Source organism: Clostridium sp. CAG:43 (assembly GCF_000434655.1).
GTDB classification, from domain to species: Bacteria; Bacillota; Clostridia; order Lachnospirales; family Lachnospiraceae; genus Otoolea; species Otoolea fessa.
Map to the genome: position 1 here is coordinate 3,866 of NZ_FR895062.1, position 11,843 is coordinate 15,708.

At 50.9% G+C, this 11,843-nt stretch carries 10 protein-coding genes; all 10 read left to right on the plus strand.

Features of this window, described 5'->3' with window-relative positions:
- Positions 1 to 817 (plus strand): UDP-N-acetylmuramate dehydrogenase (gene murB / locus QVO97_RS05050; RefSeq protein WP_288188997.1); only part of this gene is annotated, 817 nt, incomplete at its 5' end.
- A gap of 40 nt (positions 818 to 857) precedes the next feature.
- On the plus strand, positions 858 to 1,733 hold the full coding sequence (rapZ, locus tag QVO97_RS05055) for an RNase adapter RapZ (protein ID WP_022359300.1): 876 nt from the start codon (positions 858 to 860) through the stop codon (positions 1,731 to 1,733).
- Positions 1,734 to 1,749: 16 nt separating this feature from the next.
- Complete coding sequence (whiA, locus tag QVO97_RS05060) at positions 1,750 to 2,706, plus strand: DNA-binding protein WhiA (RefSeq protein ID WP_022359301.1); 957 nt, start codon at positions 1,750 to 1,752, stop codon at positions 2,704 to 2,706.
- A gap of 113 nt (positions 2,707 to 2,819) precedes the next feature.
- Entirely contained in the window at positions 2,820 to 3,074 is a 255-nt protein-coding gene (locus tag QVO97_RS05065) for an HPr family phosphocarrier protein (RefSeq protein WP_107001048.1), read from the plus strand.
- Between the two features lie 137 nt (positions 3,075 to 3,211).
- Positions 3,212 to 6,688: a DNA polymerase III subunit alpha gene (locus tag QVO97_RS05070; protein WP_022359303.1), complete on the plus strand. Its 3,477-nt coding sequence runs from the start codon at positions 3,212 to 3,214 to the stop codon at positions 6,686 to 6,688.
- A gap of 267 nt (positions 6,689 to 6,955) precedes the next feature.
- Positions 6,956 to 7,930, plus strand: a complete 975-nt coding sequence (pfkA, locus tag QVO97_RS05075) for a 6-phosphofructokinase (protein WP_022359304.1) — start codon at positions 6,956 to 6,958, stop codon at positions 7,928 to 7,930.
- 143 nt (positions 7,931 to 8,073) lie between these two features.
- Positions 8,074 to 8,472 carry a DUF6145 family protein gene (locus tag QVO97_RS05080; protein WP_022359305.1) on the plus strand — a complete coding sequence of 133 codons (399 nt, stop codon included), beginning with the start codon at positions 8,074 to 8,076 and terminating at the stop codon, positions 8,470 to 8,472.
- A 7-nt stretch (positions 8,473 to 8,479) separates the two neighbouring features.
- Complete coding sequence (gene dusB / locus QVO97_RS05085) at positions 8,480 to 9,433, plus strand: tRNA dihydrouridine synthase DusB (protein ID WP_022359306.1); 954 nt, start codon at positions 8,480 to 8,482, stop codon at positions 9,431 to 9,433.
- 219 nt (positions 9,434 to 9,652) lie between these two features.
- On the plus strand, positions 9,653 to 10,135 hold the full coding sequence (greA, locus tag QVO97_RS05090; RefSeq protein ID WP_022359307.1) for a transcription elongation factor GreA: 483 nt from the start codon (positions 9,653 to 9,655) through the stop codon (positions 10,133 to 10,135).
- A gap of 38 nt (positions 10,136 to 10,173) precedes the next feature.
- Positions 10,174 to 11,843: lysine--tRNA ligase (gene lysS / locus QVO97_RS05095; RefSeq protein WP_288189001.1), on the plus strand; the 1,670-nt coding region annotated here is incomplete at its 3' end.

An 11,843-nucleotide genomic window follows, 5' to 3' on the forward strand; every position in this document is an offset into this window, starting at 1 on the left:
ACCAGCCCGCTATTTTGTGACCCCGGAGGGCGAAAAAGAGCTGGCGGCAGTGCTGGCGGCGTGCCGGGAGGCAGAGAAAGCGTATTACATATTAGGAAATGGAAGCAATCTGCTTGTCAGTGATGCGGGCTATCCGGGCGTGATGATCCTTCTGGGAAGCCAGTTTACAGAGGTGGTCTGTCCGGAGGGCGAACCGGGCGTCTATGAGCTGGGCGCCGGTGTGTTGCTTTCGCGTGCCGCCAGGGAGGCGCAGAAGGATGGAATGACCGGATTTGAGTTTGCAGCCGGGATTCCTGGAACCGTGGGCGGCGCGGCGGTCATGAATGCGGGCGCTTACGGCGGAGAATTAAAGGATGTGCTGGAATCTGTGCGCGTGATGACGCCGGACGGCGAGGTAAAAGAGCTTAAAACGGAAGAACTGGATCTGGGTTACCGCCACAGCTGTATCCCGGAGCGCGGATATATCGTTTTATCGGCGCGGATCCGTCTGGAGAAAGGTGATCCGGAAGCGATCCGGGTGCGGATGGATGAACTGGCAGCCAAACGGCGGGAAAAACAGCCGCTGGAATATCCGAGTGCCGGAAGCACCTTTAAGCGCCCTGAGGGCTATTTCGCCGGAAAATTGATCGAAGATGCCGGACTTCGCGGCTATCAGGAGGGCGGCGCACAGGTGTCGGAGAAACACTGTGGTTTCGTTATCAACCGCGACCATGCGACGGCTTCGGACATCGCGGGGTTGTGTGGGACGGTGCAGAAGCGCGTGTATGAGCAGTTTGGGGTGAAACTGGAGACGGAAGTAAAGATGCTGGGCTTTTAAGATATTAAGATATATAGAGTATGGAAAAGGGAGGAACAATATGCGGCTTGTGATCGTAACCGGTATGTCGGGAGCCGGAAAGACGGCGGCACTGAAAATGCTGGAGGACATGGGATTTTACTGTGTTGACAATCTCCCGATCCCGCTGGTGGGAAAATTTGCGGAGCTGGTGCAGAGCAGCAGCGGGGAGGTAAGCTGTGCAGCGTTGGGAATCGATGTCCGCAGCGGCGACGAGCTGGCACAGCTGGAGGGAACACTGAATGACTGGAATAACATCCAGTTCCCGTATGAGATCCTGTTTCTGGATGCCAGCGATGAGGTGCTGATCAAGCGATATAAGGAAACGCGCCGTTCCCATCCGCTGGCAGGAAAAGAGCGGCTGGACCGCGGTATTGCGAAAGAGCGCCTGAAACTCGATTTCCTGAAAAAGCGGGCGGACTATATTCTGGACACCAGCACGCTTCTGACGCGGGAGCTCAAGGCGGAGCTGGAACGGATTTTCATGGGGCGCGAGCGCTTTTCCAGCCTCTTTGTGACGATCTTAAGCTTTGGCTTTAAATATGGGATTCCGTCGGACGCGGATCTCGTGTTTGACGTCCGTTTTCTGCCGAATCCTTATTATGATGAGAATTTAAGAAGCCATACCGGCAATGAGAAGGCGGTGCAGGACTTTGTGCGCCGCGGCGGGACGGCAGACGTATTTTTGGATAAACTCTATGACATGATTGACTTCCTGTTTCCGTACTATGTAAAAGAAGGAAAGAATCAGCTTGTCATAGCCGTCGGATGTACCGGTGGAAAGCACCGTTCAGTTACGGTGGCGAACCGGCTCTATGAGCGCCTCAAGGAGCACTCGGAAATAGGGCTTAAACTGGAACATCGGGACATAGAGATGGATAACCGGACAAAAGGGTAAACGGAGGTAGAGGACTTTGTCATTTTCAGCCCGGGTAAAGGAAGAGCTGTCGCATCAGCTGAGCAAGGCGAGGCACTGCCAGATTGCAGAGCTGGCGGCGATTTTGAGCCTTTGCGGCAAGATTCATATCGATGAAGAGGATCATTTCAGCATACGGATCCACACGGAAAACGTAGCGGTTGCACGAAAATACTTTACATTATTGAAAAATACATTTAATATTAAGGCGGACATTTCGATCCGGCGCAATGCATTTTTAAAAAAGAGCCGTTCTTATACGCTTCTGGTGCGCGATCACGAAAATGCACTCCGGGTGCTGGAGGCGGTCAAGATGGTGGATGCGCAGGGAAATGTTGGGGAAAACCTTTCGGTGGTGCGGAATCTGGTGATTCAGAATGCGTGCTGCAAGAAGGCATTTATCCGGGGCGCTTTTCTGGCAGCCGGATCCTTAAGCGATCCGGAGAAATTTTATCATTTTGAGATCGTATGCGCGTCGCTTGAAAAGGCGGTGCAGCTTCAGAATGTGATTCTGACATTCGACATCGATGCGAAAATAGTTGTCAGAAAGAAGTATTATGTGGTATATATAAAAGAAGGCAGTCAGATTGTGGAACTTCTGGGGCTGATGGAAGCGCATGTGGCATTGATGGAGCTGGAAAATATCCGGATCCTGAAAGAAATGCGAAACAGCGTCAACCGCCAGGTCAACTGCGAGACTGCCAATATCAATAAGACTGTTTCGGCGGCAGTCAAGCAGCTTGCGGATATCACATACATCCGTGATACGGTCGGGCTGGATTACTTGCCGGAGCTTCTTTCAGAGGTAGCACAGGTTCGTCTGGAGATGCCGGATGCAACCTTGAAGGAATTGGGGGAGAATCTGAGCCATCCAGTTGGAAAATCGGGAGTCAATCACAGGCTCAGAAAGATAAGTGCAGTAGCTGAAAGTCTCCGCGAAGAGCGGGGCGAGTAAAGTTAGGTTATTGTTCACAGGCAGGAATTTCCCGGATGGAAAATTCCGTGCGATACAGTAGTGGCAGCGGATTTTGCCGTTTTTTTCGAGCGGGGCTCGATGAGGAGGATATTATGACAAGTAAGGAAATCAGAATTGGTTTGAGTTCAGGTCTGGAGGCACGTCCTGCGGCGATGCTGGTGCAGGTGGCAAGCCAGTATGAGAGCAGCATCTATGTGGAAAGTGAAGAAAAACGCGTCAATGCAAAGAGCATCATGGGCATGATGACGCTGGGACTGGCAGAGGGCGCGCACGTAAAGGTAACGGCTGATGGCAGCGACGAGGAGAGTGCGATCGAGGGAATTGAGAAATATCTGAGCAATCAGTAGAAATTAAGATTTCTGACCGTTTTTCGGAAAGAGACAGGGGACGTAACAGTTACACAAAACAAGAGCTTTGATAGATGAGGGGGTGTCGTTTCGCGGGAAACGGCAGTCCCTTAAAAGATCTGAATGGGAGGAAAAAGGTGGCATTTACACATCTGCATGTGCATACAGAGTACAGTCTGCTTGACGCATCGAGTAAAATAAAAGAACTGACCGCCCGGGCGAAGGAGCTGGGGATGGACAGTCTGGCGATTACTGACCACGGCGTCATGTACGGCGTGATCGATTTTTACCGGGCAGCCAGGGAAAATGGGATCAAGCCGATCATCGGCTGTGAGATCTATGTGGCGCCCGGATCGCGTTTTGACCGGGAGGCGGGAAGCGGCGAGGATCGCTATTATCATATGATTCTGCTGGCGGAAAATAATATCGGCTATCAGAATCTGATGAAGATCGTCTCCAAGGGCTTTGTCGAGGGCTTTTATTATAAACCGCGTGTGGATGACGAGGTGCTGAGAACCTACCATGAAGGCATTATTGCACTCAGCGCGTGTCTGGCGGGCGAGATCCCGAGGTATTTGTCGAGAGGCATGTATGAGGAAGCGTGCAAGTCGGCGCAGAAATACCGCGATATCTTTGGACCGGACAATTTCTTCCTGGAATTGCAGGATCACGGCATCCCGGCGCAGCGGACGGTCAACCAGGGCTTGATGCGGATGAGCCAGGAACTGCAGATTCCGCTGGTGGCGACGAACGACTGCCACTATATTTATAAAGAAGATGTGGAATCGCACGATATTTTGCTTTGTATCCAGACGGGCAAAAAAGTCACGGACGAGAACCGGATGCGCTATGAGGGCGGGCAGTTCTATGTCAAATCCGAGGAGGAGATGCGTGCGCTGTTTCCGTATGCACAGGAAGCACTTGACAACACGCACAAGATCGCCGAGAGGTGCAATGTCGAGATCGAGTTTGGCGTGACGAAGCTGCCGCAGTATGATGTTCCGGACGGATATACGTCCTGGGAATATCTGCAGAAGCTCTGCGGGGAGGGCTTTCACAAGCGCTACCCGAACGACGATGGGACGCTGCGGGAGCGCCTGAGGTATGAGCTGGACGTTATCCATTCGATGGGATATGTCGATTATTTCCTGATTGTGTGGGATTTTATCCATTTTGCAAAATCAAACGGCATCATGGTCGGTCCGGGACGTGGTTCGGCGGCGGGCAGTATCGTCGCGTACAGTCTGGAGATCACGGACATCGACCCGATCCGCTATCAGCTGATTTTCGAGCGTTTCCTGAACCCGGAACGAGTTTCCATGCCCGATATCGACGTCGATTTCTGTTTCGAACGGCGTCAGGAGGTTATCGACTATGTCGTGCGGAAATACGGAAAAGACCGCGTCGTGCAGATTGTTACCTTCGGTACGCTGGCGGCAAAGGGTGTCGTCCGCGACGTGGGGCGCGCGCTCGATATGCCGTATGCACAGTGTGATGCGATCGCAAAAATGATTCCGGGTGATCTCGGCATGACGCTAGACAAGGCGCTCAAAGCCAGTCCGGATCTGCGTGAGGCGTATGAGTCGGATGATTCGGTCAAATATCTGATCGACATGAGTAAACGTCTGGAGGGGCTGCCGAGACATACCTCCATGCATGCGGCGGGCGTTGTCATCAGCCGTGCGGCGGTCGATGAGTATGTGCCGTTGTCCAGGGCATCTGACGGTTCGATCACGACCCAGTTTACGATGACGACGCTGGAAGAGCTGGGACTTCTGAAAATGGATTTCCTGGGTCTTAGAACCCTGACGGTTATCCAGAATGCGGTTCGCCTGGTGGAGAAAACGACCGGAAAACCGCTTGATATAGATAAGATCGATTACAACGATAAAAAGGTGCTGGATTCAATTGGAACCGGCAAAAATGACGGTGTGTTCCAGCTGGAGAGCTCCGGCATGAAAGGATTCATGAAAGAGTTAAAGCCGGAAAACCTGGAGGATCTGATCGCCGGTATTTCCCTGTATCGTCCGGGTCCGATGGATTTCATTCCACGTTATCTGAAAGGCAAAAATGACAAGGCTTCGATTGCCTATGAGTGCCCGCAGTTAGAACCGATTCTGGCGCCGACCTATGGCTGTATCGTCTATCAGGAGCAGGTTATGCAGATCGTGCGCGATCTGGCTGGCTATACCTGGGGACGAAGCGACCTGGTGCGCCGTGCGATGGCAAAGAAAAAAGCGGCAGTCATGGAGAAAGAACGCCAGAATTTCGTCTACGGCAATGCACAAGAGGGCGTAAAGGGCTGTATTGCGAATGGGCTCGACGAGAAGACGGCGAACCATATTTACGATGAGATGATCGATTTTGCGAAATACGCCTTCAACAAGTCGCACGCGGCGGCGTATGCGGTTGTCTCCTACCAGACGGCATATCTGAAATATTACCATCCGGTCGAATTCATGGCGGCGCTGATGACCTCGGTCAAGGATAATGTTACGAAGGTATCGGAATATATCATGAGCTGCCGTCAGATGGGTATGAAGATCATGCCGCCGGATATCAATGAGGGCGAGGGCGGCTTCTCTGTTTCGGACGGCGCGATCCGCTATGGTTTATCGGCGATCAAGAGTATCGGTCAGTCGGTGGTGGATGAGATTGTGCGGGAGCGGACCGAACATGGAAAATTCCGCTCACTGGAAGATTTCATTGACCGGATGTCGGGCAGGGAGGTCAACAAACGCACATTGGAAAGCTTTATCAAATCCGGTGCGATGGACGGGCTGCCGGGAACCCGCAAGCAGAAATGTATGGTCTGCGGTTCGATGGTCGATCAGAAGAATAAAGAGAAGAAAAATACGATGGAAGGGCAGATGTCACTCTTTGATTTTGCAGCGGAAGAGGACAAGAAGAGTTTTCAGATCACATTTCCGAATGTCGGAGAGTATTCGAGGGAAGAATATCTGGCATACGAGAAAGAAATGCTGGGCGTCTACGTCAGCGGGCATCCGCTGGAGGAATATATCGGCACCTGGGAGAAAAATGTGACGGCGAAGAGCTCCGATTTTGTTGTGGATGAGGAGACCGGTTCGGCGGTGGTTCACGACGGCGCGTATGTGACGATCGGCGGAATGATCACCGAGAAAACGGTTAAGACGACCCGGAATAACAAAATGATGGCGTTCCTGACGGTGGAAGATCTGGCGGGAAGTGTGGAAGTGCTGGTATTCCCGAAGGATTATGAAAAACGGCGCGATATGCTGATAAAGGATGAAAAAGTCTTTATCCGCGGGCGCGCATCGGTCGGCGATGAGCCGGTCGGAAAACTGATCTGCGAGCAGATTATCCCATTTTCGCAGGTGCCGCGCGAGCTGTGGATTCAGTATGCGGACAAGGACGCGTATCTGGCGGGAGAGAAAGAACTTCTCGACCTCCTGAAAACAAGTGATGGAAATGACACCGTGATCATTTACCTGGGACGTGAGCGCGCGAAAAAGGTTCTGCCGCGCAACTGGAATGTGCGGGCAGGCGAGGCGCTGGTGACGACGCTCAGCGAGATGCTGGGAGAGAAGAACGTCAAGGTGGTGGAGAAGCCGCTGGGGAAGATTTCTTCATAAGTGTTAAAATTTGCATTGGACATTGGAAGCTTTGGTAACTGGGCACGTATGTGTGAACAGTAACACGCTTTGGCGACATGTTAAAAAAATATCATAAAAAATCTTGAAATGACCTATAAAATGAATTACAATAAAATTGTTTGAAAATTGTGGTAGCACGCAGTGCAGAACAATTTGGTATCAGAAGGGTCAAAAGATTCGAAAATAAAACGGCTGGTTCACGGTTGGGGATGTGAAGCGGAAAGCCTTAGGACGGAGGAATAAGCGATGGCAAAAGAGGTTAAAACGATTGGTGTACTGACAAGCGGCGGCGATGCGCCGGGTATGAATGCAGCGATCCGTGCGGTGGTCCGGACTGCGATCAACAAGGGCATGAAGGTAAAAGGTATCATGCGTGGTTACGCTGGACTTTTGCAGGAAGAGATTGTGGACATGGACGGAACCAGCGTGGCAGATACGATTGGCCGTGGCGGTACGATCTTATACACAGCCCGCTGTCCGGAATTTATGACCGAGGAAGGTCAGAAGCGCGGCGCAGAAATCTGCCGCAAGCACAACATTGACGGTCTGGTCGTCATCGGCGGCGATGGTTCTTACCGCGGCGCCGGAAAGTTATCCGCGCTGGGAATCAATACGGTAGGTCTTCCGGGCACGATCGATCTGGATATTGCCTGCACCGATTATACGATCGGGTTTGATACCGCGATCAACACGGCGATGGAGGCGATCGATAAGGTAAGAGATACTTCCACCTCCCATGAGCGCTGCAGTATCATCGAGGTTATGGGACGCCACGCGGGATATATCGCCCTGTGGTGCGGTATCGCTAACGGCGCTGAGGATATTCTGCTTCCGGAGCGGTACGATGGCAATGAGCAGATGCTGATCAACCGCATCATCGATAACCGGAAACGCGGCAAGAGACATCATATTATCATTAATGCCGAGGGCATCGGACATTCCGCGTCGATGGCGAAGCGAATCGAGGCGGCAACCGGCATCGAGACACGTGCGACGATCCTTGGTTATATGCAGCGAGGCGGCGCGCCGACCTGTAAAGACCGCGTCTATGCGTCCATCATGGGCGCCAAGGCAGTGGAGCTGCTGGAAAAAGGAAAAACCAACCGCGTGGTAGCGTATAAGCACGGCGAGTTTCTGGATTTTGATATTCAGGAGGCGCTGAATATGAAGAAGGATATTCCGGAAGATCAGTATGAGATTAGTAAGCTGCTGATTCGTTAAGGAATTTGATGGCTGCTTGTGAGATGGGCTGGCATATGAACGGAGAACAGGCTTCTCAGGGATAAAGGGAGAGCCTGCTCTCCGTTCGTGCGTCAGCCCTGTTTGTGGGCAATGGAAAATGAAACAGATGGAGGTGCAAGAAAATGGCAGAAATGCAGAATCCCAATACAGATGGGGACTCCACCGTACTCTGCGGTGCGAATTCGTATGTGGAAAAATATTATCTGAATGAGCAGTTTTCGGGGCTGCCGGAGTCAATTAAGCAGGAATTGCAGATCATGTGTGTTATGTACACAGAGGACATCGGCGGTATTATTTTGCTGGAGTTTATGCCGGATGGCAGACTGCAGTTTAAGGTTGAGGCGGAGGAGAATGATTACCTCTTTGACGAGATCGGAAGCGCGCTTAAAATCAAGCAGTATCAGGCGGAGAAGCGTGAGCTGCTGGAATCGCTGGAGCTGTATTATAAGGTGAAGGTGCTGGGAATCCCGGCGGACGAACTGTTAGACGACGAGCAGATGGAACGGTATCAGGAAGATTAGAAATAAAATGAAGATTGGAAACGTAGAATTAAAAAATGCAATCGCCCTTGCGCCGATGGCAGGTGTGACGGATCTGCCGTTCCGTCTGCTCTGTAAGGAGCAGGGATGTGGTTTGATGTACACGGAGATGGTCAGCGCGAAGGCGCTTCTTTATAAGAACCGCAATACAAAGCCGTTATTAGAGACGCGGCCGGAAGAAGAGCCGGTTGCGGTGCAGCTGTTTGGCTCAGATCCGGAGATCATGAGCGAGATGGCGCTGCAGCTGGAGGAAGGACCGTATGCCATCATCGACGTCAACATGGGTTGTCCGGTGCCAAAGATTGTCAATAACGGCGAAGGTTCGGCACTGATGAAGGATCCGAAGCTGGCAGAGCAGATTTTGACGGCGATGGTAAAGAAACTTCATAAACCGGTTACGGTCAAATTCCGCAAGGGATTTAATGATTCGAATATCAATGCGGTTGAGTTTGCGAAGATGGCAGAGAGCTGCGGCGTGGCGGCGGTAGCCGTGCATGGACGGACGAGAGAGCAGTATTATTCCGGAAAGGCGGACTGGGACATTATCCGTCAGGTCAAAGAGGCGGTTTCAATCCCGGTCTGGGGAAACGGTGATGTATTTACACCGGAAGATGCCAAGAGAATGAAGGAAGAAACCGGCTGCGACGGCATCATGGCGGCGCGCGGCGCGAAAGGAAATCCATGGCTGTTTAAACGGATTCTCCACTATCTGGAAACCGGAGAACTTCTGCCGCCGCCGACTGCGGAGGAAGTAAAGAAGATGATTGTCCGCCATGGGACGCTTCAGACGGAATTTCGCGGCGAGGAGATCGCAATGCGGGAGATGCGTAAGCACGTGGCATGGTATACGGCAGGATTTCCACATTCGTCGGCGCTTCGCAATGATATAAACCAGGTGGAGACGCTGGAGGAGCTGGAACGGCTGGTGGATGAGAGAATTTAAGAGAAGGATGAATGTGTGGAATCAAAACGATGGTTGTGTTACATGGGTGGACGAAATCGGAAGGCACAGAAAAAGCACGAAAATGTAGGATTTTCCCTTGTTTTTAAAGCCATTATGGCACTTTGTGATTCTTGACATTACACTAAGAATCATGTATAATAGTGCGATGCAATTATTAGGGGATTCAATGATGAATCGATAGAAGGAAGGATAGCTGTCATGGCAGAAAAGAAGAACATTTTAACTTACACAGGATTGAAAAAGTATGAAGATGAACTTCATGATCTGAAAGTAAATAAACGCCAGGAGATCGCACAGAAGATCAAAGAGGCGAGAGAGCAGGGCGACCTGTCTGAGAACGCTGAGTATGATGCAGCAAAAGATGAACAGAGAGACATCGAGGCAAGAATCGTAGACCTTGAGAAACTGTTGAAAAACGCAGAGGTTGTTGTTGAGGATGAGATCGATCTGGATAAGATCAGCATCGGATGCCAGGTAAAGGTACTGGACGTCGAAGAGGATGAAGAGATGGAATTTAAGATCGTAGGTTCCACCGAGGCAAACAGCTTAGATGGTAAGATCTCCAACGAGTCTCCGGTTGGTCGTGCCCTGCTTGGCAAGAAAGCTGGCGAGACCGTAGACGTAGAGACACAGGCGGGCGTTATCCAGTACAAGATTCTGGACATCAGAAGAGTATCATAAGTGCGAACAGTAACAGGAATACGAAGGAGTAAGAAAAGATGGCAGATCAGAACAAGAAGAATCAGCAGGAACCGGATATCCATCAGCTGTTAAAGGTTCGTCGTGAGAAGCTGGCAGAACTTCAGAATGCAGGCAAGGATCCGTTCCAGATTACAAAATATAACCAGACCCATCATTCTCTTGAAGTGAAGAAGCTTTATGAAGAGCATGAGGCAGAGATTCTGGCAGGCAGAGCCCCGCTGAATACAGAGGGCATGGATGAGGCTCAGGCAAGAGAAGCACTGAATGCAGATTATAATGAGAGAAGAGCGATCATGGATGCACAGCCGATTCACGTATCCATCGCAGGACGTATGATGTTTAAGCGTGTCATGGGCAAAGCGTCCTTCTGCAATATCCGTGATTTACAGGGAACCATCCAGGTCTATGTGGCAAAAGATGCAATCGGCGAGGAGTCCTATGCAGACTTCAAGAAATCCGATATTGGTGATATCTACGGCGTAGAAGGATTTGCATTCCGTACCAAGACCGGTGAGATCTCCATCCATGCAGAGAAGATGACCCTGCTTTCTAAGAGCCTGCAGATTCTTCCGGAGAAATATCATGGTATTACCGATACGGATATGCGTTATCGCCAGAGATATGTGGATCTGATCATGAACGAAGATGTTAAGAAGACATTTATCAAACGTTCCCTGATCCTCAAAGAGATCCGTAACTTCCTTTCTGGAAGAGACTTTATGGAGGTAGAGACACCGACCCTGGTATCCAATGCCGGCGGTGCTGCTGCACGTCCATTTGAGACCCATTACAATGCACTGAATGAGGATGTTAAGCTCCGTATTTCCCTGGAACTGTATCTGAAGAGACTCATCGTAGGCGGACTTGAGAGAGTTTTCGAGATTGGCCGTGTATACCGCAACGAGGGCGTAGATACCCGTCACAATCCGGAGTTTACCCTGATGGAGTTATACCAGGCATATACCGATTATGAGGGCATGATGGAGCTGACCGAGAGCATGTTCCGTTATCTGGCTGAGAAAGTGTGCGGAAGCACAAAGATTTCCTACAACGGTATTGAGATTGATTTCGGTAAACCATTCGAGCGTCTGACCATGAACGATGCCATCAAGAAATATGCCGGCATTGATTTCGATGCGGTGGAAACCGATGAAGAAGCGAAACAGCTTGCAAAAGAGCATCACATCGAGTTTGAGAATCGTCATACTAAGGGCGATATCATCAACCTTTTCTTCGAGGAGTACTGTGAGAAAGAACTGATCCAGCCGACCTTTATCATGGATCATCCGCTTTCTATCTCCCCGCTAACCAAGAAGAAACCGTCCGATCCGAATAAGGTTGAGCGTTTTGAGCTCTTTATCAATACCTGGGAGATGTGTAACGCATACTCCGAGTTAAACGATCCGATTGATCAGAGAGAGCGTTTTGCACAGCAGGATGCTAATGCGGCAGCAGGCGATGATGAAGCACAGCATACAGATGAAGATTTCCTGAATGCACTGGAGATCGGTATGCCACCGACAGGTGGTATCGGATACGGTATCGACCGTCTGGTTATGCTTCTGACCGACAGCCCGGCTATCCGTGACGTACTGCTGTTCCCGACAATGAAGTCACTGGATGCTGATAAGAAAGCTTCCAAGACTTCCGAAGCAGCTCCGGCAGAGGCTGAAAAACCGGTTGAAAA